21 protein-coding genes are annotated in these 23,210 nt (G+C 61.4%); 11 read left to right on the top strand and 10 right to left on the bottom strand.

The window, feature by feature from the left end; genetic code table 11:
- The first annotated feature begins 105 nt into the window (after nucleotides 1–105).
- Complete coding sequence (locus H7R73_RS20965; protein WP_010675902.1) at nucleotides 106–519, top strand: hypothetical protein; 414 nt, start codon at nucleotides 106–108, stop codon at nucleotides 517–519.
- A 62-nt stretch (nucleotides 520–581) separates the two neighbouring features.
- Here the strand turns inward: H7R73_RS20965 and H7R73_RS20960 are convergent, their stop codons facing one another.
- Together H7R73_RS20960 and H7R73_RS20955 are read right to left on the bottom strand one after the other, a co-directional pair.
- The gene (locus H7R73_RS20960; RefSeq protein ID WP_103259434.1) at nucleotides 582–2,576 is read right to left on the bottom strand and encodes a methyl-accepting chemotaxis protein; all 1,995 of its coding nucleotides are present in this window, start codon (nucleotides 2,574–2,576) and stop codon (nucleotides 582–584) included.
- Between the two features lie 328 nt (nucleotides 2,577–2,904).
- A complete protein-coding gene (locus H7R73_RS20955) occupies nucleotides 2,905–3,261 on the bottom strand; it encodes a hypothetical protein (protein ID WP_010675900.1) in 357 nt (118 codons plus the stop codon).
- 199 nt (nucleotides 3,262–3,460) lie between these two features.
- Here H7R73_RS20955 and H7R73_RS20950 point away from each other — a divergent pair, with 199 nt between their 5' ends.
- Both H7R73_RS20950 and H7R73_RS20945 read left to right on the top strand, forming a co-directional pair.
- Nucleotides 3,461–4,183, top strand: coding sequence for a response regulator (locus H7R73_RS20950; protein ID WP_010675899.1), 723 nt, complete (start codon nucleotides 3,461–3,463; stop codon nucleotides 4,181–4,183).
- A gap of 7 nt (nucleotides 4,184–4,190) precedes the next feature.
- A complete protein-coding gene (locus tag H7R73_RS20945) occupies nucleotides 4,191–5,576 on the top strand; it encodes an ATP-binding protein (protein ID WP_049636323.1) in 1,386 nt (461 codons plus the stop codon).
- Between the two features lie 176 nt (nucleotides 5,577–5,752).
- On the opposite strand, the gene cspE is transcribed toward H7R73_RS20945, so the two are convergent.
- Both cspE and yjbD read right to left on the bottom strand, forming a co-directional pair.
- A complete protein-coding gene (cspE, locus tag H7R73_RS20940) occupies nucleotides 5,753–5,962 on the bottom strand; it encodes a transcription antiterminator/RNA stability regulator CspE (RefSeq protein ID WP_010675897.1) in 210 nt (69 codons plus the stop codon).
- 392 nt (nucleotides 5,963–6,354) lie between these two features.
- Nucleotides 6,355–6,639, bottom strand: a complete 285-nt coding sequence (gene yjbD, locus H7R73_RS20935) for a DUF3811 domain-containing protein (protein ID WP_039040119.1) — start codon at nucleotides 6,637–6,639, stop codon at nucleotides 6,355–6,357.
- A 296-nt stretch (nucleotides 6,640–6,935) separates the two neighbouring features.
- Here yjbD and H7R73_RS24445 point away from each other — a divergent pair, with 296 nt between their 5' ends.
- A complete protein-coding gene (locus H7R73_RS24445) occupies nucleotides 6,936–7,058 on the top strand; it encodes a hypothetical protein (protein ID WP_010675895.1) in 123 nt (40 codons plus the stop codon).
- Between the two features lie 46 nt (nucleotides 7,059–7,104).
- Here the strand turns inward: H7R73_RS24445 and H7R73_RS20930 are convergent, their stop codons facing one another.
- Both H7R73_RS20930 and H7R73_RS20925 read right to left on the bottom strand, forming a co-directional pair.
- The gene (locus H7R73_RS20930; RefSeq protein WP_103259435.1) at nucleotides 7,105–7,875 is read right to left on the bottom strand and encodes a substrate-binding periplasmic protein; all 771 of its coding nucleotides are present in this window, start codon (nucleotides 7,873–7,875) and stop codon (nucleotides 7,105–7,107) included.
- A gap of 161 nt (nucleotides 7,876–8,036) precedes the next feature.
- A complete protein-coding gene (locus H7R73_RS20925; RefSeq protein WP_010674212.1) occupies nucleotides 8,037–8,606 on the bottom strand; it encodes a single-stranded DNA-binding protein in 570 nt (189 codons plus the stop codon).
- 518 nt (nucleotides 8,607–9,124) lie between these two features.
- Here H7R73_RS20925 and H7R73_RS20920 point away from each other — a divergent pair.
- Together H7R73_RS20920 and uvrA are read left to right on the top strand one after the other, a co-directional pair.
- Nucleotides 9,125–9,763 carry a LuxR C-terminal-related transcriptional regulator gene (locus H7R73_RS20920; protein WP_010674213.1) on the top strand — a complete coding sequence of 213 codons (639 nt, stop codon included), beginning with the start codon at nucleotides 9,125–9,127 and terminating at the stop codon, nucleotides 9,761–9,763.
- 93 nt (nucleotides 9,764–9,856) lie between these two features.
- On the top strand, nucleotides 9,857–12,685 hold the full coding sequence (gene uvrA, locus H7R73_RS20915; protein ID WP_039040117.1) for an excinuclease ABC subunit UvrA: 2,829 nt from the start codon (nucleotides 9,857–9,859) through the stop codon (nucleotides 12,683–12,685).
- A gap of 116 nt (nucleotides 12,686–12,801) precedes the next feature.
- Here uvrA and H7R73_RS24440 read toward each other — a convergent pair whose 3' ends face one another.
- Entirely contained in the window at nucleotides 12,802–12,927 is a 126-nt protein-coding gene (locus H7R73_RS24440) for a hypothetical protein (protein WP_010674215.1), read from the bottom strand.
- Nucleotides 12,928–13,124: 197 nt separating this feature from the next.
- Here H7R73_RS24440 and H7R73_RS20910 point away from each other — a divergent pair, with 197 nt between their 5' ends.
- From H7R73_RS20910 to H7R73_RS20895, 4 genes are all read left to right on the top strand, one after another.
- Nucleotides 13,125–14,072, top strand: a complete 948-nt coding sequence (locus H7R73_RS20910) for an IS30-like element ISAs2 family transposase (protein WP_019706001.1) — start codon at nucleotides 13,125–13,127, stop codon at nucleotides 14,070–14,072.
- 267 nt (nucleotides 14,073–14,339) lie between these two features.
- Nucleotides 14,340–14,951 (top strand): OmpW family outer membrane protein, encoded by a 612-nt coding sequence (locus H7R73_RS20905; RefSeq protein ID WP_010674216.1) that lies wholly within the window; start codon nucleotides 14,340–14,342, stop codon nucleotides 14,949–14,951.
- A gap of 197 nt (nucleotides 14,952–15,148) precedes the next feature.
- Nucleotides 15,149–17,128 carry a methyl-accepting chemotaxis protein gene (locus H7R73_RS20900; RefSeq protein WP_103259436.1) on the top strand — a complete coding sequence of 660 codons (1,980 nt, stop codon included), beginning with the start codon at nucleotides 15,149–15,151 and terminating at the stop codon, nucleotides 17,126–17,128.
- An 8-nt stretch (nucleotides 17,129–17,136) separates the two neighbouring features.
- Nucleotides 17,137–18,600: an extracellular solute-binding protein gene (locus H7R73_RS20895; RefSeq protein ID WP_052815869.1), complete on the top strand. Its 1,464-nt coding sequence runs from the start codon at nucleotides 17,137–17,139 to the stop codon at nucleotides 18,598–18,600.
- A gap of 60 nt (nucleotides 18,601–18,660) precedes the next feature.
- On the opposite strand, the gene H7R73_RS20890 is transcribed toward H7R73_RS20895, so the two are convergent.
- Nucleotides 18,661–19,452 carry a GNAT family N-acetyltransferase gene (locus H7R73_RS20890; RefSeq protein WP_182951403.1) on the bottom strand — a complete coding sequence of 264 codons (792 nt, stop codon included), beginning with the start codon at nucleotides 19,450–19,452 and terminating at the stop codon, nucleotides 18,661–18,663.
- 327 nt (nucleotides 19,453–19,779) lie between these two features.
- Between H7R73_RS20890 and metF the strand changes: the two genes are divergently transcribed.
- Nucleotides 19,780–20,676: a methylenetetrahydrofolate reductase gene (gene metF / locus H7R73_RS20885; protein WP_010674220.1), complete on the top strand. Its 897-nt coding sequence runs from the start codon at nucleotides 19,780–19,782 to the stop codon at nucleotides 20,674–20,676.
- Between the two features lie 63 nt (nucleotides 20,677–20,739).
- Here metF and H7R73_RS20880 read toward each other — a convergent pair whose 3' ends face one another.
- Together H7R73_RS20880 and H7R73_RS20875 are read right to left on the bottom strand one after the other, a co-directional pair.
- Nucleotides 20,740–21,804 (bottom strand): DUF3103 family protein, encoded by a 1,065-nt coding sequence (locus H7R73_RS20880; protein WP_103259437.1) that lies wholly within the window; start codon nucleotides 21,802–21,804, stop codon nucleotides 20,740–20,742.
- 147 nt (nucleotides 21,805–21,951) lie between these two features.
- Nucleotides 21,952–23,103, bottom strand: a complete 1,152-nt coding sequence (locus H7R73_RS20875; RefSeq protein ID WP_039040111.1) for a benzoate/H(+) symporter BenE family transporter — start codon at nucleotides 23,101–23,103, stop codon at nucleotides 21,952–21,954.
- Between the last annotated feature and the right edge of the window lie 107 nt (nucleotides 23,104–23,210).

The following is a 23,210-nucleotide window of genomic DNA, read 5'->3' as shown; positions in this document are numbered from 1 at the left end:
GGGGCTTTTCCCCCCCGAATACGGCTTGACCAAGGGATTTTCTTGACTCCAATTCATCCCGCTGGTTTCATGCGCGCTCTTTTCATTCTTGCGAGATGTATCTTCATGAAAAAGTCCTTGCTGATTGCCCTGACCGCCCTGCCTCTGGTTGCCCACGCCGGCCTGATGGATTCCCTGACCGACACCGTGACCAGCAGCGTCACCAGCACCGCCAAAGAGATGGCTGGCAACGCCATGGACACCGCTTCCAACGAAGCGATCAAGAAGGCTCTGGACATCAAGGAAGGCGGCTCCAACAAGCAGGCCATCAAGGACAAGCTGGGCGCCCCGGCCAGCACCAAGACCGACGCCGGTCTGGAAGTGTGGACCTATGACCTGGACGCTCTGAACAAGGCCTCCCCGCTGCTGGCCGAGACCACCAAGTCCCTGCTGAAAGACTCCGAAGTGGCCCAGAAGAACGTGGTCATCAAGTTCGAAGGCGAGACCGTGAAGACCCTGAACCTGGCCAACAAGGCCTGAGTCCTGGCAAGGTGAATGAAAAAGGGGCCCGCGGGCCCCTTTTTGCTGCCTGGTGTTCAGGCTCACACCTTGAAGCGGTGCACCAGTGCCAGCAACTGGCGGTTGGACCCCAGCAGGGTGGCGGCGCTCTGCTCCGTGTTGCCGCCGTTCTCCACCAGGAGGTTCAGCATGTCGCGAATGCTCACCATGTTGCGGTTGATCTCCTCGGTCACCCGGCTCTGCTCCTCGGCAGCGGTGGCGATCTGGCTGCTGAGATCGTGGATCTGCACCACGGCGTCGGCCATGGTGTCGAGGCCGCCGGTGACCTGCCCCGTGGTGTCGGCCGCCGCCTGGCAACTGCGCTTGGTCTGCTCCATGGCGACCACGGCCTCGGCGACCCCCTGGGTGAGCCGTGACAACATGCTGCCCACTTCGGCGGTACTGTTCTGGGTGCGTGCCGCGAGGGCACGCACCTCGTCGGCCACCACCGCGAAGCCCCGGCCCTGTTCACCGGCCCGGGCCGCCTCGATGGCGGCGTTGAGCGCCAGCAGGTTGGTCTGGGCGGCGATGCCGCCGATCACCCCGAGCACGCTGCCGATCTGCTGGGCATCTTCCTGCATCTCCAGCACCTTGGCGGCGGCGAGATCCACCTCGTCGATGAGGGCCACCACGCTGGCGGAGGCCGATCCCACCACCTTGCGGGAGCTGGCCGCCTGACCGTTGGCGGCCTCGGTGAAGCTGGCGGAGTCGTTGGCGTGGCGGGCAACGCTGTCGGCGGTGGAGCTGAGTTCGTTGAGGGCGGTGACGACCTGATCGGTTTCGCTGGCGTGTTCCCCCAGGATCCGCCTGGCCTGCCCGGTCTGCTGATCGAGCTGGGCCAGCTCGCGGGTGATGAGGTCGGTGGCGGCGGTCACCTGCACCATCATCTGTTGCAGGAAGGCGATGAAGCGGTTGACCGACAGGGCGATGTTGTCCAGCTCGTCATGCCCTTTGACCTGGATGCGGGCGGTCAGATCGGCGTCGCCGGCGCTGAGGGCGTCGATGTTGAGCTTGAGGGTCTGCAGGCGGCTGCCAAGCTGGCTGATGGCCAGCACCATGAGCACGAACAGCAGCCCCGCCAGGGGGAGCTGGATGCTCGCCAGGGTGGCGAGCACATCCCGGCTGTCCTGGGTCAGGGTGCGGGTAGGCAGGGCGGCGGCCAGCAACCAGGGGGTCCCTTCGATGGCCTCCATCAGCAGGGTCTGTTCCTCACCCTGATCCTGGAAGGTGGTGCGCAGCTGCCCCTTGCTCGCATCCTGGCCCAGCAGGCCGCTGATGGCGAGGGCGAAGGGATAGTCGGCGTGGGCGGAGAGGTTGCCGAGCACCACATCCCCGGTCAGACGGGCGTTGCGGCTCAGGATCTTGCCGTCAGCCTCGATGATCATCACCTGACCGCCGATCTCCTGCTCTTTCTTGGCCACCAGGTCGTTGAAGAAGCCCAGGGTGACGTCTATGGTCGACACCCCGTAGAGGGCGCCATCCTGGTAGATCCCCATGGCGCAGTTGGTTCTCGGCTGCTGGCTCGCGCCATCCTTGTAGGCGGCGGCCCAGGCACAGACGCCACGGGGCGCCTGCTGGCCAGCCTTGTGCCAGGGCTGATCGAAATAGTTGGGCGCCTCTGCCGAGTTCCAATAGGTGTTGGGAATGAGGGCGTTGGACGCATCCCGGTGGAAGAAGGTGCTGAACTTGGCGCGCCCCGCCTCCCGCTTGTCCGGCAGGGGCCAGATGCCGCCACCGAAGACCATGCCGTTGCCGTACTGGTCGATGAGGGCCGGGAGCTGGGCATCTATCTGCTCGCTCGGCAGTTGTGCCACCAGTTGGGTGATGCTGCGCGACTGGGTCTGCACCCCGTTGAGCTGGTCACGGATATCGGTCGCTATCTCGCCGACTCGCAGCACCACGTTCTCCTCCCCCGCCTTTTGCAGGGCGGGGGTGATCCAGATCTGGATGCCGATCACCGTCAGGGCGCACACCAGCGCCATGAAGCCCAGAAAAACGGCGGTATAGCGCCCCTTGATTGTGCCCAGATTCCATCCCATAACGACTCCTGTCCACTGTGTCCGGGATCGTGCCCGCATCTGTTGTGTGAGGGGCCATTATGATTTATTTCGAAAGTGAAACGTTTGTTATCGCTCACATAACATGATGCGGGCAGGCAGGAAAAGGTGAAAAACTGGGGGGTGGAGACAAAAAAAGGGTGGCTTGCGCCACCCTGTCGTTTTCGCCGTTGTCGGGGCAGGGCCCGCCGGATCACGGGTCTGCTTCGGCAAACCGCTTCATTACGTCGACTTACTGGTTTGCTTCTGCGAACAGCTTGATCATCTCGACTTACTGGTCTGCTTCGGCAAACGGCTTCATCACTTCGACTTACTGGTTTGCTTCTGCGAACTGCTTCATCACCTCGGCGTGCTTGATCATGCCGTCTGCACGCAGACCAAGGTTCTTCACGAACTCCGCCTTCTTGGCCGGATCTTCAATCTTGTCGTAGCGCTGTTGCAGATGGGCCTGGATCTGTTCCGGGGTCATGTTCTTCATGCGGGCCATCTTGTCGTGGCGGCCGCCATGATGCTTGCCGCCCATCATGCCGGTACCGTCCATGGGGCAACCGGTCGCCGTGGCCTGGGTCGGTTGCGCGGTGGAGACCGCCTCGCTGGCGGCATAGGCGCCCAGCGGCAGGCCAAGGATCAGGGTGGCGGTCAGCAGGGTCTTGGTCAGCTTTTTCATGGGTAACTCCTGTCGGATGTGTACGGGTAGAGGCTCTTTCGCCTTGGTATCCAGTAAACACCGTGGAAGTGTCTGAAATTTGCCAGTAGAAGCCTATTTTGTAGCAGAGTGTGGCACAGGGGCGTGCTGGCACACTTTGACACAACCCGCCCGGTTGATTTTCGTATAATCGCCCCAGCCCGATAACGGAGAGATGATGATGAACCAAGGCAGCCCTCATATTCTGGTGGTCGATGACCACAGCGAGATCCGCGATCTGCTCAAGCGCTTTCTGGAGCAGCATGGCATGCGCGTCAGTTGCGCCCGCGATGGCAAGGAGATGAAGCGGCTGCTGGATGAGCGGGAGTTCGACCTGCTGGTGCTAGATCTGATGATGCCGGGGGAGGATGGCCTCACCCTGTGCCGCGAGCTCAGGGTCAAATCCCGCCTGCCGATCATCATGCTCACCGCCATGGGGGAGGAGACGGATCGCATCATAGGGCTGGAGATGGGGGCGGACGACTACCTCTCCAAGCCGTTCAACCCCCGCGAGCTGCTGGCCCGCATCAAGGCGGTGATGCGCCGTACCCAGGCGGAGAGCCTGCCCGTGCCGGAGACCCTGACCCGGGATCTGCGCTTCGATCGCTGGCTGCTCGACGTCAATCGCCGCGAGCTGGTGGACGAGGAGGGGGTGGGGATGAGCCTCTCCACCGCCGAGTTCGATCTGCTCAAGGTGTTTCTGGAGCGGCCCCAGCGGGTACTGAGCCGGGATCAGTTGCTGGATCTGGCCCGTGGCCGGGAGGCGGTGGCCTTCGATCGCGCCATCGATACCCTGGTGAGCCGGCTGCGGCGCAAGCTGGAGCGGGATCCCAAGAATCCCGAGCTCATCAAGACCATCTGGGGTGGCGGTTACCTGTTCGCCGCCGACGTGACCCAGGAGTGAGGCCGACATGATCAAGCGCGTCTTCGCCAGGCTGCTGCCCAAGGGGTTGACCGGCCAGATAGTGCTGGTGGCCCTGGCGGGGCTGGTGCTGATCCAGCTGCTCAGTATCCAGATCTACCGTTCGGACAGGGAGGAGGCCCTCGGTTACGTCAACAGCCGCAACGCCATGCAACGGATCATCTCCGTGGTGCGCCTGCTCTCCCTCTCACCCCCATCCCTCTATCACGAGATCCTCAAGGCGAGCCGCAGCGAGACCCTGCTGCTGCGCCTCTCCGACGAGCCGCTGCAACCGGACAACCGCAGCCCCCGCTTCGAGAAGCTGGTGCGGGCCAAGCTCGGCTATCCATCCTCCCTGGCGGTGGAGATCAGCGCCGAGCTGAAGCAGGACATCCAGCGCAGCCGGGCCTGGCAGCACCACAACCGCATGATGAAGGATCGCAACGGCATGCCGCCGCCCCAGGACATGCGGCTCTACGGCTCCATCGAACTGCCCAACGGCGGCTGGCTCCAGTTCAGCTCCCTGGTGGACAAGGAGACGGCGAGCTGGTCCTGGCAGACCACCCTCAACCTGCTGCTGGTGGCGAGCCTGGTGATCGGCCTGATGATCTGGCTGTTCCGCCGGGCGACCCGTCCCCTCAAGCAACTGGCCGCCAACGCCGACAGGCTGGGGCGTGGTGAGGACATCGAGCCCCTGCGTGAGGAGGGGCCCACCGAGATCCGCGAGTCCATCCAGGCCTTCAACCGGATGCACACCCGGCTCGATCGCTTCGTGCAGGACAGAACCCGGATGCTGGCCGCCATCTCCCACGACCTGCGCACCCCCATCACCAGCCTGCGGCTGCGCAGCGAGTTTCTGGCGGACGGGGAAGACAAGGAGCGCTTCCAGCAGACCCTGCAGCAGATGGAGCAGATGCTGGCGGCGACCCTGAGCTTTGCCCGGGAGGAGGGGCAGCAGGAGGCGACCCGGGAGCTGGATCTGGTCAGCCTGCTGGAGAGCCTGTGTGACGACTATGCCGACATGGGCCAGCCCGTCACCTGCCTGGCCGAGGGCAAGCAGGTTTACGCCTGCCGCGCCAACACCCTGCGCCGGGTGCTGCAAAACCTCATCGGCAACGCCATCAAGTACGCAGGGGGGGCCGAGGTCTCGCTGGTGCGCGGTGACGGCGAGTTGCTGATCCTGGTTCGCGATCAGGGGCCGGGGATTGCGGAGAGCCAGCTGGAGGAGGTGTTCAAGCCCTTCGTGCGCCTGGATGAAGCCCGCAACACCGAGTCTGGCAGCGTGGGACTGGGGCTCGCCATCGCCCGCACCCTGGTGCACCAGCACGGCGGTGAGCTCAGTCTCCACAATCGCCAGGAGGGGGGGCTGGAGGCGCGGATCAGCCTGCCCCTGTAAGGAACCTGACCAGGAAATGGGGCACCACCAGGGTGCCCTTTTTGCTCCCGTGGCGAGAGGGAAGCAGGGCAACAGGTCGGTCACCCGGAAACGGGCAACAAAAAACCCGCCGAAGCGGGTTTTTTCAATTCTTGCTGAGGCCCTTGCCCAAAGAGGGGAAGGTGCTCCGGCTTGAATTACTGCGGAACGACGTTCGCAGCAGCCGGGCCTTTCTGGCCTTGCTCGATGGTGAACTCAACGCGCTGACCTTCTTCCAGGGTTTTGAAACCGTTGGACTGGATGGCGGAGAAGTGAACGAACACGTCTTTGCTGCCGTCAGCCGGGGAGATGAAACCGAAGCCTTTCTCGGCGTTGAAGAATTTTACGGTACCAGTCATTTTGGACATGATAATTTCCTTGAGTAGTGATTAGTGAAACGCCACCGGAGCGGCAATCCATGATTTTTCGTCAGAAATACGTATGGGGAGCACTAAAGAAGGAGAATTATCTGGCAAGAATTATCGGGGATAACTGCCTGCACAAATCACTGCTTTAAGATGACTGCCTAACATAATCAGGTCTGAACTACCGAACCATCGAAAACGATTAGAACACGCACACCCTGTCATGGCAATCTTTATCTTGGTATTCGTTTCAGTCAGTGATGGCTGGATAGGCGTTTTATCCGGGTGTGCATCAGCTGCCAGGGGCCTCCTGCTGCCCTTTTCAAGGAGATGACATCACGCTCTGCCAGCCCCCTTTTTTGCAGCAGCGTCATCTGCGTGCGTTCATTCTGCCGTTACCGTCTGCCACGGTATTTGTTGCTGACGGAATCGGACCAGCTGAAGGTGTCGGGCAGTACTTGGGCACTGGCTCGCTCCTTGGCTTTCTCCCGCGCCAGTGCGGAAGCCGCCTTGGCGGCCTGGGCGCGATCGGCGGCGATCTTCTGGCGTCCTGCCTCACGGATCTTGTTGCGCTCCCCGTTGGTCAGGGTGTGATCGGCATTGGCCTGGGCCTTTTGCACCAGCAGGGCAATCTCGGCTTTCTCGGCCTCGGTCAGATCCTTCATTTCCAGCTTCTTCATGACGCGCTCCTGCGATCGTTGAATGCCCACCCTAACACACATCCATCGGGGACAGGCTGACCATCCGTCCCCGGATGCCAAAAGTGTCGCCCGGTCGTCATTTCCGGGGGGAGCACGCTACGGGAACGCCTGGCTGACAGGCGCTGCCGGGAGGCTGGATCCCGGCGGAAGATTGGGAGTATGCTGAGGCCAGTGCGATCCCCGATCGTCACTGTTGGCGTACTGAAATCCACGATTCGGCTGACATGCTGGAACACCCGTTCCAACTGTCCAGGTAACCTTTTTGGAGTCTGATGATGAGCAACAAAGAACAGCATCACGGCAAAGATGCCAAGAAAAAACCGCAGATGTCACTGAAAGAGAAACGCGAAGCCAAACGTCAGAAAGCAGAGCTGAAAAACGGCAGCGCGATGAAGTAACGCTCCATCCACTGCGGCTCCCTGGAGCCGGTATCAAGCCAGTCCATCATGGGCTGGCTTTTTTGTCTCCGGCAGTAGAGGTGGTGCCATAGGCGGCAAAGATCCGCTCATAGCGCCCGTCCGCCTTCATCTTGGCGAGCTGTCTGTCGAACCATTGTCGGTGGCCCGCCTCGCGAAAGGCGAAGTGGTAGTGAGTCGGGGGGAAGAGGTCGTGCTGTCTGACCCTGTCCTTGGGATAGCGGTCGCCCTCCTGGTCATCCCCGAGCAACTGCACCAGATAGTAGTAGAACACTCGCTGTTCCAGGATCACGGCATCGGTGCGCCCGAGCAGGAGCCGCTGTACCTGTCCCTCCTGCCTCGCCACCTCTTCATAACGGGGATTCTGGTCGACGATGTCGGAGAAGGTCGTTCCCAGAATCTGCCGTGCACGCTGGAAGGCACTGACTCGCAGGGTCTGCAAATCCTTCATGGTGTGGACTGCCGTCGGCGCCAGGGTGAAGACCCGGTTGTGGAAGGTGATCACCGGCTGTGAGAGGTAGGCGCTTTCCAGCATGCCGGGTTTGACGTTGATGATGGCGTCCAGCTTGCCTTCCTCCAGCATCCTGAAGGTGCGCTCCAGGGGAAGATAGACGACCTGAAGCTCATGGGGGCTGCCTGCGAAGGCCTCTCGCATGAGATCGAGTTCAATGCCCCTGTCTTCGTGGCTGATGACATAGGGAGGAATGGCAAAGCTGACTCCCACCCGCAGCGGCTCCGCAGCAAGGTGGCCGCCGAACATCAGCAGGGCGAAGCACAGCAGACGGCTCAAGTGGTTCATGCAGGTTCCCGAAGGGAGAAATCGTCTCGATGATAGCCACAAGCCTGGACGAAGGGGACGTAAAGCGCGGGAGAGTGGCAGCAACATGGTCGTCGGGAGAGGTGAATGCGTCAGAAACAGGTAAAAAAAGGCCCTGATGAATCAGGGCCTGCCGCAGGGGATCAGAACGGAATATCGTCGTCGAAATCCATCGGCGGTTCGTTGTAGACCGGCGGGGCGGATTGCGGCTGCTGGGCCGGACGGCCGTAACCGCCTTGCGGTTGCATGTTCTGCTGCGGGGCAGCAGGACGTTGCATGTTCTGTTGCGGTGCAGCCTGTTGCGGCTGGCCCCAGTTGCCCTGGGATGACTGGCCGCCCATGCCCTGGCCACCGCCCTGCGGACGGCCACCCAGCATCTGCATCACACCGGTGAAGCTGTCGACCAGCACCTCGGTGGTGTAGCGCTCCTGGCCGCTCTGATCCTGCCATTTACGGGTCTGGAGCTTGCCTTCCACATAGACCTGGGAGCCCTTCTTCAGGTACTCGCCGGCCACTTCGGCCAGCTTGCCCATGAAGACGACACGGTGCCATTCAGTGCGCTCTTTCTGCTCACCGGTCTGCTTGTCGCGCCAGGTATCGGAGGTGGCCAGGGTGATGTTAGTCACGGCACCGCCGCTCGGCATGTAGCGCACTTCCGGGTCTTGCCCCAGGTTACCGATCAGAATGACTTTGTTGATGCCTCGACTGGCCATAATCTCTCTTCCACCCTTATGTATACCGGCCAGGCCAGATGCCTGGGCCCATTCAATAATGCGTTTGTTTGCAACGAGATGCGCGCCCTGGCTGGGTGTCATCTCTCTTCAGTGTCCTGGCTGCGCCGGAGCTTGCCGGCAGAGGCGTCATGGATCGGCCGCAGCGTTTGGCCGCCATAGTACCAGTTGGCGGGCATGAGCGCACATCTTCCCTGCCACTGTGGCGTCAATGGATCGCCACAGCCTGAGTAACTTACCCGAGGTAAGGTGTCACCAGCAAGGGGAGGCGGCTGGGGCAGGCTGCGTGAAGAGGGCGGAGCTGTTATGGTGCGCACCGGCACTACTTGACCCCCCAAATGGGGGGGGGCGTGCTAGCCAATTGTATTGGCTGGAAAATTGCTGGGCTTCAAAGGAGCCACCGATGCGTCTAATACTTTTTTAATGCTGCAGCCAGGAGGGGGATTGGTACTCTTCCTTGCCAAAAAGCCCCGACTCGAATGTGCAAGGAAGTTCTCTTGATGACGCCCGACTCCCTCCTGGTGCTGATCACCGAAAATAACGCACAAGCCTCCCGTTTCCAGCGTCACCTCAGTGAAGAGCTTGGTCTGCCCATCTTGCTGGTGGGGGAGCTGAATGACCTGCCAGACGTTGCAGAGGGCGCCCCCAAAACCTTGCTGCTGATCGATCTGGACTACCTCAAGTCGACCCAGCAGGAGCTGTGGAGCAATGCCATCTGCCAGCGCTTTGGCGAGGCCAGTGCCGTGTTGCTCAATGCCCCGACCAGCACCAACAAAGAGCTGCTGCTGATGTGGCCCCATACCAGCGGGCTCTTCTTTCGTCAGGACACGCTGGACAGGTTGGTCTTCGGCATCCGCAAGGTGTTGCAGGGGGAGTACTGGATCCCGCGCCACCTGCTGTGCGACCTGGTGGACTACTACCGCAAGGGGAGCGGGCAACCTCAGCGTCAGCAGACGCTGCTGACCGCCCGCGAGCAGGAGATCGTGCGTCACCTGATGACGGGGGCCTCCAACACCGAGATCGCCGACAGCCTGTTCGTGAGTGAACACACCGTCAAATCCCATCTCTACAACGTCTTCAAGAAGCTGAACGTCAAGAACCGGTTGCAGGCGGTGAGCTGGGCCAAGGAGTATCTCTGAGGAAGGGGGCACGGAAGGAAAGACTGTCTATTCATCCAGTAGTCTCTATGCCATACTGGCCCGCTCTGGTTCCCGTATCGAGCGCGCAACAAGATGGAAAAAATCGTGATCCGGGGTGCCCGCACCCACAACCTCAAGAACATCAACCTGATCCTGCCACGTGACAAGCTGATCGTGGTCACCGGCCTGTCCGGTTCGGGCAAATCCTCCCTGGCGTTCGATACCCTCTATGCCGAGGGGCAGCGCCGCTATGTGGAGTCCCTCTCCGCCTATGCCCGCCAGTTCCTCTCCCTGATGGAGAAGCCGGACGTGGACCACATCGAGGGGCTGTCGCCTGCCATCTCCATCGAGCAGAAGTCCACCTCCCACAACCCGCGCTCGACCGTCGGCACCATCACCGAGATTTACGACTACCTGCGGCTGCTGTTCGCCCGGGTCGGGGAGCCACGCTGCCCGACCCACGCCATTCCGCTCGCGGCCCAGACCATCAGCCAGATGGTGGATCAGGTGCTGGCCCAGCCCGAAGGCGCCAAGCTGATGCTGCTGGCCCCCGTGGTGCGCAACCGCAAGGGGGAGCACACCAAGCTGCTGGAGAACCTGGCGGCTCAGGGTTACATCCGCGCCCGCATCGACGGCGAGGTGTGCGATCTGTCGGATCCTCCCGCCCTGGAGCTGCACAAGAAGCACACCATCGAGGTGGTGGTGGATCGCTTCAAGGTGCGCGATGACCTGGCCCTGCGCCTGGCCGAATCGTTCGAAACGGCGCTGACTCTCTCCGGCGGCATCGTGCTGGTGGTGCCGATGGACGGGGAGGATGGGGTTGCCCCCATGACCTTCTCCGCCAACTTCGCCTGCCCCGAGTGCGGTTACTCCATGTCGGAGCTGGAGCCCCGGATCTTCTCCTTCAACAACCCGGCGGGGGCCTGTCCCACCTGTGACGGTCTCGGGGTGCAGCAGTATTTCGATCCCGCCAAGCTCATCCATGATCCGGGCCAGAGCCTGGCCGGCGGCGCCATCCGTGGTTGGGACAAGCGCAGCTTCTACTACTTCCAGATGCTCAAATCCCTGGCCGATCACTACAAGTTCGACCTGGAGACCCCCTGGGAGGATCTGCCGCTCAAGACCCAGGAGGTGATCCTGCGCGGCTCCGGGCGCACCGAGATCGAGTTCCGCTACATGAATGACCGCGGCGACGTGGTGGTGCGCAAGCACCCGTTCGAGGGGATCCTGCACAACATGGAGCGCCGCTACCGGGAGACCGAATCCAACGCGGTGCGGGAAGAGCTGGCCAAATACATCGCCAACAAGTCCTGTACCAGTTGCGGTGGCAGCCGACTGCGGGAAGAAGCCCGCCACGTCTTCGTGGACAATCGCAACCTGCCCGCCATCGCCGAGCAATCCATCGGCGATGCCCTGGCCTTCTTCGAAGGGTTGAACCTGTCCGGTCAGCGTGCCCAGATAGCGGACAAGATCCTCAAGGAGATCGTCGAGCGGCTCGGCTTCCTGGTGAACGTCGGCCTCAACTATCTGAGCCTGTCGCGCAGTGCAGAGACCCTCTCCGGTGGCGAGGCGCAGCGGATCCGGCTGGCCAGCCAGATCGGGGCTGGCCTGGTGGGGGTCATGTACGTGCTGGACGAGCCCTCCATCGGTCTGCATCAGCGTGACAACGAGCGGCTGCTCAAGACCCTGACTCACCTGCGTGATCTCGGCAACACCGTGATCGTGGTGGAGCACGATGAGGATGCCATTCGCCTCGCCGACCATGTGCTCGACATCGGCCCGGGGGCCGGCGTGCACGGCGGTGCCATCGTTGCCCAGGGGACGCCGGAGGAGATCATCGCGAACCCCGAGTCCCTGACCGGTGACTACCTCTCCGGGCGCAAGCAGATCGCCATCCCGGCCGAGCGCACCCCGCTCACCGGCAAGTGGCTGAAATTGAAAGGGGCTAGCGGCAACAACCTGCGCAACGTCAACCTGGATCTGCCCATCGGAGTGATGACCTGCGTCACCGGCGTCTCCGGTTCCGGCAAGTCGACCCTGATCAACGACACCCTGTTCCGCATCGCCCACCGCGAGCTCAACAAGGCCACCGAGTCCACACCTGCGCCCTATCGCAGCGTCGAGGGGCTGGAGCATCTGGACAAGGTGGTGGATATCGACCAGAGCCCCATCGGCCGCACCCCGCGCTCCAACCCGGCCACCTACACCGGACTGTTCACCCCGATCCGCGAGCTGCTCTCCGGCACCCAGGAGGCGCGTTCCCGTGGCTACCAGCCGGGCCGCTTCTCCTTCAACGTGAAGGGTGGGCGCTGCGAGGCGTGCCAGGGGGACGGGGTCATCAAGGTGGAGATGCACTTCCTGCCGGACGTCTACGTGCCGTGCGACGTCTGCAAGGGCAAGCGCTACAACCGCGAGACCCTGGAGGTGAAGTACAAGGGCAAGAACATCCACGAAATCCTCGAGATGACGGTGGAAGATGCCCGTGCCTTCTTCGATCCTGTGCCGGCGGTGGCGCGCAAGCTGCAGACCCTGATGGACGTGGGCCTCTCCTACATCCGGCTCGGTCAGTCCGCCACCACGCTCTCTGGCGGCGAGGCGCAGCGGGTCAAGCTGGCGCGGGAGCTCTCCAAGCGGGACACCGGCCAGACCCTCTACATCCTGGACGAACCGACCACCGGGCTGCACTTCCACGATATCCAGCAGTTGCTCAAGGTACTGCACCAGCTGCGGGATCGCGGCAACACCATCGTCATCATCGAGCACAACCTGGACGTCATCAAAACCGCCGACTGGATCGTCGATCTGGGCCCGGAAGGGGGCGCTGGTGGTGGCCGTATTCTGGTGACGGGTACGCCTGAGGAGATGAGCCGTTGCAAGGAGTCCCACACGGCGCGCTTCCTCGCTCCTCTACTGGAGAAATAAGCGTCACTCGAGAAAAAGGGGCCAAGGCCCCTTTTTTGTTGGCCGGTGGGCGAGGTGCGCCGGTCTGGCGCCCGGCCAGGGATGAGAGGGAGAAAAGAGGGACTCGTCCGGCAGACTCAGTGTGTCAGCATCAGGAAGGCGAGGGCGAACAGGAAACCCAGCAGAATGAAGAGGAAGGAACCTATCCCCCAGATGGCGGCAAGGATGCCGAGAATTTTGTCTTTGCGTGTCTGTGGTTTCATAAAATTCAAATTACAGCATGGTTACATCGCATTAATAAAATACGCCCCGGGGCATAATTAAACAACAATTGAAAGGTGATATGAAGATGTTTCGGGAATTCAGATAATAAGTGCGACACTCATGGATGAATGGCGAGAGGTGGCCAACTGCTGATTGGTGGTACCCTTCTGCTCGCCAAAGTAAAAGCAGTATCACCATGAGCTATCAGCAGTTGACCGAGGGGCAACGATACCAGTTATCGGTGCTTCGCGCACAGGGGATGTCCATCCTTGCCACCGCACGCGCCATTGGCGTTCATCGCTCCACCCTCTACCGGGAGCTGCGTCGTAACGCCGGGCCGCAGGGCTACCAGCCAGACAATGCGCATCAGCACGCCACCCACCGACGGGCCAGTGCGGCCAAATCTCGGCTATCTGCCGATGTCATCCAGTTTGTCGAGCTGACACTCGCCTGGTGGTGGAGCCCGGAGCAGATAAGCGCGGTGGGCAAGCAGATAGGCCTCATGGTGAGTCACGAGTGGATATACCGCCATGTGGCCGCCGACAAAGCCCGGGGTGGCCAGTTGTACCGCCATCTGCGCCAGGGCCACAAGCGCTACCGCAAGGGGGCGAGCAGCCTGCGTTCTCCCATCAAGGAAGCCCGCTCTATTGATGAACGGCCGGCTATCGTCGATAGCCGGGAGCGGCTCGGTGATTGGGAGGCGGACACGGTGCTGGGCAAGCAAGGCACAGGTGCACTGGTCACCCTGGTGGAGCGCAAGAGCCGGCTCTATCTGGTCAAGCGGGTCGCGAGCAAACAGGCTGGGGTGGTGCGGGATGCGATAATCGAGATGTTAACGCCCTACATCGAGCAGGTGCATACCATCACCTTTGACAACGGCGGCGAGTTTGCCGAACACAAGGCGATAGAGGAAGCGCTGGGTGCCGAGACTTACTTTGCGCACCCTTACTCTTCGTGGGAGCGCGGTCTGAACGAGAACAGCAATGGGCTGTTGAGGCAGTTTATCCCAAAGGGAACAGACCTGAGAGAGGTCACGGACGAGGATGTCAGGAGAGCGGAGCAGTGGCTCAACCTACGACCTCGGAAATGTCTCGGATTCAGGCAGCCTGTCAAGGTATTCGAAGAGTACCGTCAGGCGGCATAGGCGAGTGTCGCACTTCGAAGTTGAATTCGCGTTTAAGGTGTATTTAATTGGTATTTTACATTTCATGCTGATGCAGTAATTTAAGGCATCATCATGTATTTGAATGACTTTTTATTTTCATCTGCGGTTTGATTGCCCAATCAAAGCTGCCGTGTACATCTATCTATTTCTTGATAACTATTGAGCTAAATCAATAACCGGCCATTCACATCCTTTTATAGTTTTCGGGCTTGCAACATAGAAAGAAAACAAAAAAGGAATAATGTGATGAAAAAGATCCTTCCTCTGTTAATCGCAGCCGCTTTTGCTTCCCCCGTCGCCATGGCACATCAGGCCGGTGACATCCTGGTCCGTGGTGGCCTGGCGTTCGTCTCTCCCCAGACCAGCAGTGACAACGTGCTGGGGACAGGCGAGCTGGAGATCGACAGCAACATGCAGCTTGGCCTGACCCTCTCCTACATGTTGACGGACAACTGGGGTGTCGAGCTGCTGGCCGCGACCCCCTTCTCCCACTCGGTGTCGACTGCCGGCCTGGGTGAGGTCGCCAAGGTCAAACACCTGCCGCCGACCCTGATGGCGCAGTACTACTTCGGTGATGCCAACAGCAAGGTGCGCCCCTATGTGGGGGCCGGTATCAACTACACCACCTTCTTCGACGAGGAAGGGCGCGGTGCCCTGGCCGGGACGGATGTGAGCGTGGACTCCTCCTGGGGGATGGCGGGTCAGGTGGGCCTGGACATGGCGATCAATGACCGCTGGTTCGTCAACGCCTCCGCCTGGCTCATCGACATCGATACCGATGTACACACCGCCGTGGGCACCATCAACACCTCCATCGATCCGGTGGCCTTCATGTTCGGCGTCGGCTACCGCTTCTGATGACAAACGTGGCCGGTGCTCGGCCATGACAACCAAGCATGTCTCTTTGGCCCGGCTCTGTTCGGGCCCTTTTCTGCCTGCCATGTCACGCCAACTGTGATCTGGCCCGCCATCGCGTCACGAACCGCTATTCCATTGCATCCCGCTGCCGATAACCTCGGCATTCACCCCTTTCCCCAACGAGTGAGGATGCCTCCATGGGTTTATCTATTGTGCAGCGGATCATCGCCGGCTTCGTGCTGATGCTGTTGTTGCTGGTTCTGCTCGGCTTCATCAGTATCTTGAAGATCCGGGGGATCAACGAGGGGCTCTCCCAGGTTTCTGATCGTGCCACCCCCCTGGTGATCGCGGTCGCCGGGCTCAAGGGCGCACTGCAGGACAGCAACCGCTGGGTGCTCACCTACAGAACCAGCGAGGAGGCGGCCCAGTTGCCGCAACTGGCCAGCCAGTTCAAGGCGCAGCAGGAGCGTTTCCTGGCCCAGAGCAAGGAGATGGCCCGGTTTGACGGGGTGGCCGAGGCAAGCGAGCGGTTTCGCCAGGTCGACGGGGCGACCCGCGAGTTCTACGGTCTGGCGGATCAGGTGCTGACCCAGCACGGTCAGTGGGTGGCCGCACTCGATCGGCGCCATGAACTGGAGCTGGCGTTCATCCGGCTGGAAGATACCTACCAGTGGGCCGCCGACCTGTTGCTGCAGCAGACCGCGAGCAAACGCTCCATGCGCAACAAGGCCGAACTCATCACCTCCGGCATTGCCCGGGATCTGAAAAACATCCGCCGGGCCGATGCCAAGACCGATCTCAATGAATTGGAGAAGGTGCTCGGCAAGGATATCGAGATGGCACGCAAACGGCTCGAACGGGTGCAGGTGCCCGATGACGTGAGGCAGCGTTTCATCGTCAACCTCGATCGGATGCAGGAGCTGGCCCTCGGCCCGAAAGGGTTGCTGGCGACCATGCGCAATGGCCAGCAACTGGCGGCCTCACTGCAGTCCCTGAACCAGCAACTCGACACCAGTCTGGTCAACAGCCTGGCGCTGCTGGACGAGATGGCCAAATCGGCGGGCAGCATTGCCAGCGCGAGCCGGGTCGGGGCGGATGACGCCGTCAGCAGCGCCAGCGCCTGGATCCTGATCGTGTCTGCCATCTCCGCGGCCGCCGCGCTCCTCATCGGTTACACCACGGCCCGCAGTATCCAGCGTCCGCTGCAACTCATCGATCGGGAGCTGGATCGCATGGCCACGGGTGACATGACCCGGCGCATCGACTACCAGAGCCGCTGCGAGTTCGGCAGCCTGACCCGCTCGATCAATACCCTGGCAGACAAGACTGGCGAACTGCTCGCCCAGATCAATGCCGGCTCGCGCCATCTGGTGGACGAGGCGAGCCGCGCCGCCGAGATAAGCGAGCGGGCCATGTCACGGGTGCAGGATCAGAAGAGCCAGACCGATCAGGTGGCTGCCGCCATCACCGAGCTGGAGGTGAGTGCGACCGAGGTGGCGCGCTCCACTGACGGCACGAAGCGCGAGGTGGACCTGGCGGACGAAGAGGCCCGCGCCGGACGCAAACAGGTGGCGACTACGCGCCTGATCACCGAACAACTGGCGGGTGCCATGGAAGAGGCGGTCGGCATCACCCACAAGCTGGGGGAATTCAGCGACAACATCGGCAGCATCCTCGACGTGATCCGCAGCATCGCCGAGCAGACCAACCTGCTGGCGCTGAACGCGGCCATCGAGGCGGCCCGGGCGGGGGACGCAGGTCGCGGCTTCGCGGTGGTGGCGGACGAGGTGCGGGCACTGGCGAACCGGACCCAGACCTCGACCGAGGAGATCCAGGCCATGATCGAGAACCTGCAAAGTTCCAGCAAGCACGTGGTGGCCGTGATGGCACGCAGCCAGGAGCAGACCCAGGATTGCGTGGCCCAGACCCGGGTGATGGACGAAGCACTGCAATCCATTGCCGAGCGGATGAGCGCCATCAAGGCGATGGCGGATCAGGTGGCTCATGCCGCCCAGGAACAGATCTCCGTGAGTCAGGGGGTTGCCCGTCATGTCGCCGGCATTGCGGATGTGGCTTACGAGACCGAGCGGGAGGCGCGGGAATCGGCCAGCAGCAGTGAGGTGCTGGCGGATCTGGTCGCCAAGCAGCAGCAATTGATCGCCCATTTCAAGGTGTAGGAGGACTTATGGCTAACAAATGGATCGGGGCCCTGAGTCTCCTGTTGTGTGGCCAGCTGATGGCCAGCGAGCTGGTGATAGAGAGCTGGCGCATAGATGACAAGGCCTTGTGGGAACAGAAGATCATTCCTGCATTCGAGGCCGCCCACCCGGGTATTCAGGTGAAATTCAACGGGGTGCAGAACGTCGAGTACATGCCGACCCTCTGGGCCAGCCTCAAGGCGGGCAAGGCGGGGGATCTCATCACCTGCCGCCCGTTTGACGATTCCCTGGCCCTGTTCAAGGCGGGCCATCTGGTGGAGCTGAGCGAGATGGCGGGGATGGAGAACTTCCCGAGCTTTGCCCAATCCCCCTGGCAGACCGACAGTGGCGCCCAGACTTTCTGCGTACCCATGGCATCGGTGATTCACGGCTTCTTCTACAACAAGAAGATATTCAGTGAGCTGGGGCTGACGGTACCCCAGACCCGCGAGGCATTCTTCGCGGCCCTGGACAAGGTGAAGGCGGATGGTCGCTATGTTCCCCTCGCCGTGAGCGGCTCGGAGAGCTGGGTTGCCTCCGAGCTCGGTTTCCAGAACATAGGCCCCAACTACTGGAAGGGGGAGGATGGTCGATTGGCGCTGATCGGGGGCCAGGAGCGCTTCAACAACCCGCAATACGTCAAGGTGTTCGAGGAGCTGGCGCGCTGGCGTGACTACCTGGGGGAGGGGGGCGAGAGCCGCGACTACGCCACCACCAACGAGCTGTTCACCTCGGGCAAGGCTGCCTTCTATGCGGCGGGATCCTGGGAGATTGCCCCCTTCACCGGCAAGGTGGACTTCGGTGTCATGCGCCCGCCCGTGGCAAAGCAGGGGGATGGCTGTTTCTTCACCGATCACACCGATATCGGTATGGGGATGAATCCGGCCAGCAAGAACAAGGAGGCCGCCATGACCTTCCTGCAGTGGCTGACCACTCCCCAGTTTGCCGAGCTCTATACCAACTCGCTGCCCGGCTTCTTCTCGCTCTCCAACCACTTCTTTGAAGCCACCAATCCGGCGGCCAGAGAGATGATGGAGTGGCGGGATCAGTGCGATTCCACCATCCGGGTTGCCACCCAGATCCTCTCCCGAGGCACTCCCAAGCTCGGGGATGAACTGGCCGAGGTGAGCCAGCAGGTATTGCTGGGAACCGTGGCACCCAAGGCGGCGGCCGATCGCCTGGAACAGGGGTTGAAAGGGTGGTATGCCCCCCATCAGGGCAACCAGGGCAAGGGACAGGAGTGTCAGTGTGAGGCGAGCGTGCCTGCCGTCCCTGTGTCGGGGGCCATCGGGACCGAGCCTGCTGCACCTGTGGTGCCGGATGGACAAGCGCCCTCCGGAGCAAGCGCGACCCAGCCTCCGTCAGCACCGGTGTCCGGAGCCGTCGCTCCAGCGCCTCCTGCCGAAGTGGAGGAGGCGCTCGCCAGCGAACTGGAGGGGGCACAGCCCTGATGGTTCACCATGAAGAACGGGAGGCCTTGGCCTCCCGTTTTGCATCTGCGTGATGACTTGTCATTCCCGTGGCAAGCGGCACAGGCTGCCGATACGGGCCACCGGCACGAAACCCAGAGCGCGATAGACCCGCTGGGCGTGATAGTGCTCGTCTGCCACTATGATGAGCGAACTGGCCCGTGCCAGTCCCTGGCGTGCGACCTGGCTCAGCAACAGACGACAGAGCCCCCGGTTTCGCCACTCTGCGTGCGTGCGCACCAGTTGAAAGCGTCCCAGGGTGCCGGTGAAGAAGAGTCCGCAGCTGGCAACCAGTTGATTCTGGTGCCATAACCCCCACCACTGTCCGAGCCCGTCATCGATCATGGCCTGATAGAGCTGGCGGCGTGACAAGAGATAGGGAAGATAGCGCTCCTCCGAATGGGCGGGATCCCGCTCTGCCAGCTCGAAGGCGAGCCACTGATCCCAGTCTGCCGCGGTGAACGGGCGAGCCGGGGCCAGGTCGCTGCCGGTGGGGGCTTGCCACTCCATTGCACCCAGCGCCAGTACCACGCACTCCATGTATTGGTATCCCGCCGCCACGAACCCGGCGACCCGGCTGTTCTGGCCTGCGGCGAGGGGCCACTGGAAGGTGCGGTGGCGGATACGGGGGTCCCAGCCAATCAGCCTGTCGAAACTGGCCTCGAGCCAGCCCTTGTCACGATCGCTTGGGGGAGTGGGCAGCAGCAGGTAGTTGCCGAAGTAGTAGTCTGGAGAGCCCGGGGTGCGCACGGTCCAGAACGCATCATGATCCGTCACCTCGCCCTGATAGCGATCGAACAGCAGATCGGTGGCAAAACCGGGGTGATCTTCCATGATGGGGCTCCTGCAAACGCTTGAATTGCTTATCGGCAGGCGGGGAAAGAAGTTAAAAAAAGGCCGGGAAACCCGGCCAAACAATCACACGCAGATTCAGAACGTCCAGGACGATCCGCCCGCATCATAGCGTGCCTGACAGCATTTTGGGATGGGGTCGCTCATTACTTAGGTTGAATTGCAAAATAAAAAAATCGGCAATCCCCCTTGTCGCTGACAAATCGGTATTGACTTTGATCCGTTTTCTCATAAAGATAGAAAGACGTTTAGACGTCCAAACATCCGTTTTGGCGTGAAGGAATGGGTTGCAGGACAGGGAGAGAGCAGATGGGATTTCACAGCGCGCGTCAGGTTGAGGCACTCAACCAGAGTTTGGCGGATCTGGGTGGCGACATATCGGTCAGTTTCGAGTTTTTCCCGCCCAACAGCGAAGGGATGGAAAACACCCTCTGGCAGTCCATCGAGCGCCTGCAGGTGCTGGAGCCCAAATTCGTCTCTGTGACCTATGGCGCCAACTCGGGCACCCGGGACCGCACTCACAAGGTGATCAAGGACATCAAGGAGCGCACCGGGCTCATCGCCGCCCCGCACCTGACCTGTATCGACGCCAGCCGTGACGAGTTGCGCACCATTGCCCGTGACTACTGGAACAGCGGCATTCGCCACATCGTGGCCCTGCGCGGAGACTTGCCTCCCGGTCTCGACAAGCCTGACATGTATGCCACCGACCTGGTCGCCCTGCTGAAATCCGAAGCCGATTTCGACATCTCGGTCGCCGCCTATCCGGAAGGCCACCCCGAGGCTCGCAGTGCGCAATCCGACTTGCTGAACCTCAAGCGCAAGATAGATGCCGGTGCCAACCGGGCCATTACCCAGTTCTTCTTCGATGTGGAGACCTATCTGCGTTTTCGGGATCGCTGCGCCGCCATCGGTATCGATGCGGAGATCGTGCCGGGGATACTGCCGGTCTCCAACTACCAGACCCTGGCCAAGTTTGCCGGTTTCACCAACGTGAAGATCCCGCGCTGGATGCACCAGCGTTTCGAAGGGCTGGAAAACGATCAGATGACGCGCAACATGGTGGGAGCCAGCATTGCCATCGACCAGGTGCGTGTGCTGAGTCAGGAAGGGGTGAAGGATTTCCACTTCTATACCCTGAACCGCTCAGAGCTGACCTACGCCATCTGTCACACACTGGGTGTGAGGCCGAAAGGTCAGGCCTGATCTGCGGCTCTGATACAGAAAAGCCAATGAGTCTTCTCATTGGCTTTTTGTTTTGGGCGACAGTCACGGCCGGGTTGGCTGGATCTCCCTGGGCTCGAGATCGATGACTGCATTGCCGGCGGCACCGGGATACTGGTGATAGCTCTGGTCCTGCTCCAGGGTATAGAAGGTGTCGAGGTAGTCGTCGTTGTTGGTCATCCAGGAGTCCGGGAGTGCCTTGACGATACGACCGCCAAGGTCGAGGAAGGGCAGGGCCTCGGGTACGCCACCCGCAGTGAAGCCGAGTTTGAGTGCGTCAATCAGGAGGGCACTCAGCTCCTTGTAATTGACGTTGTCATCCTGCTCCATCATGACCACGTCGACGGCTCCCCAGCGGTAGCGATCCCAATAGACCAGGATCTGGTTGGGGGTGTAGTCGGTGTTGTCGTAGTCGAGATAGGGCATGTCGACGATATCCACCACGGGCTCGTCCCTGCCAGGATTGACCCCGGCCACGACGGCATAGACCTCGGCGGCGCCCAGCAGCCAGGGCTCCTGATCATCGTTGAGCCTGATCTTCTTGAGAATGCTGGTCTTGAGGGGCGTGGTGTTGCTGGTGGCACGGGGCGTCACCTGCATGTCGGCGGCAGCCAGCGCCTTTCGCATCACCTTCAGGCCGGCATTCTTGGCTTTGACCGGATCGGCCTCCACCACCAGTACCGGCCGTGCCGGCGGCTGGTTCACATCGAGATAGATCGGGCTGCCGGCGCTGTCGAACGCCTCGATGGCGCTCCAGCTCTTTTCGTCACCACTTGGTATGTAGGCAACCAGTGGCTCAACCCCTTGTTGCAGTGCATCCGCCTGGTCCGGATTGGCCAGCCGCAGTTGCATCAGTTCCCTGACCTCGCCATCCAGCCCTTGCCGACTGATGGCCGCCTGGTTGGCATCCCGAGCCTGGCGCTTCAGGCGCGGGCTGGCCTTTTGCAGCAGGTTGGGCAGCGGGCTCTGGTATTCCTGACTGTTCAGGAGTGGCAGCAGGTTCTTCTGCTGCAGCGCGAGCTGGCGTGCCAGCTCCCGATCGGTGTCGGCAGCCTGGGCCGTGGTGGCGCCCAGCAGTGCCAGTAACAAAATGACAGCCTGATTCCTCATCTTCGTTCTCCAGTATTGAGTCTGACAACGGCGCTTGTCGGGAAGGATCTGCGCCGTTTTGTCACTAGAAAGGAATAAGGTTCATATGTGAACGCTCTTCTCAGGATTATGTGCTGCGTCTCACTGGAGTCTCCCCAGATGGTCAGGTCAGGCGCGGAGCCGATTGACTTGATGCAATGTCACTCCGATCAGCAATCCCCAGCAGGCAGACCCGACCCCGAGCAGGGTGATCCCCGAGGCAGTCACAAGGAAAGTCAGTAGCGCGGCTTCCCGCTCCTCGTCCTGCTGCAAGGCGCTGTGCAAGCTGCTGCCTATGGTACCGAGCAGCGCCAGCCCGGCCACGCAGGTGACCAGCACCGCAGGGAATGCGCTGAACAGGGCAACCACGGTGGCACCGAAACAGCCTGTGAGCAGGTAGAAACATCCAGCCCACACGGCAGCAGGCCAGCGTCGAGTGACATCGTGATCCACTTCCTTGCCCATGCAGATGGCGGCAGTGATGGCGGCCAGGTTGAAGGCATAGCCGCCAAACGGTGCCAGCAGCACGCCGATGAATCCGGTCCAGCCAATCAGGGAAGAAGTGGCCGGTTGATAGCCGTGGGCGCGAAGGATGGCAATGCCCGGCATGTTTTGCGAGGTCATGGTAACGAGAAAGAGCGGGAGTGCGATGCCGAGCAGGGCGTCGATGGAAAAGGCTGGCGAGATCCAGACCGGGGTGGAAAGTTGCCAGTGAACCTCGTTGAGTTGCAGCTCGCCCCTCAGGGTGCAGAGCAGCATGCCGGCCGCCAGGACCAGCACCATGGTGTAGCGGGGCCAGAGGTGGCGACCCAGCAAGAAAGCCAGTAGCAAGGTGCCAAGCAGCAGAGGATCTTGCGGTGCCACCTTGAAGAGATCCAGCCCGAACCTGAGCAAGACTCCGGCCAGCATGGCGGCCGCCAGGGGGGCGGGAATGTGACGCATCAGCCTGTCGAACCAGCCGCTGATACCGCAGAGGGTGATCAGCAGTGAAGAGATGATGAAGGCGCCGATGGCTTCAGCCAGACTGAAGTTCCCCAGGCTGGTGATGAGCAGGGCGGCACCCGGGGTGGACCAGGCCGTCAAGACAGGCATCCGGTAATAGAGGGAGAGGCCGATGCAGCTGACCCCCATGCCGATACCCAGTGTCCATAACCAGGAAGAGACCTGGGCTGCATCGGCACCGGCGGCCGTGGCGGCCTGGATGATCAAGACGACAGAACTCGTGTAACCCACCAATACGGCGATGAGTCCCGCGACCATGTGGGGGAGGGCTAGGGGCATGGGAAACTTCCTTGTGGATGCTGATAGCTTGTGCGCTATTGCGTACAATGTGGTTTTGACTATAACGCTGTGCGTTATGGCGCACAATATGGCTCGAAGAAATCGGA

The organism is Aeromonas sp. WP2-W18-CRE-05 (assembly GCF_014168615.1).
In the GTDB taxonomy this organism is placed as follows: domain Bacteria; phylum Pseudomonadota; class Gammaproteobacteria; order Enterobacterales; family Aeromonadaceae; genus Aeromonas; species Aeromonas caviae.
This window is presented reverse-complemented; position numbering and strand designations above follow the sequence as displayed.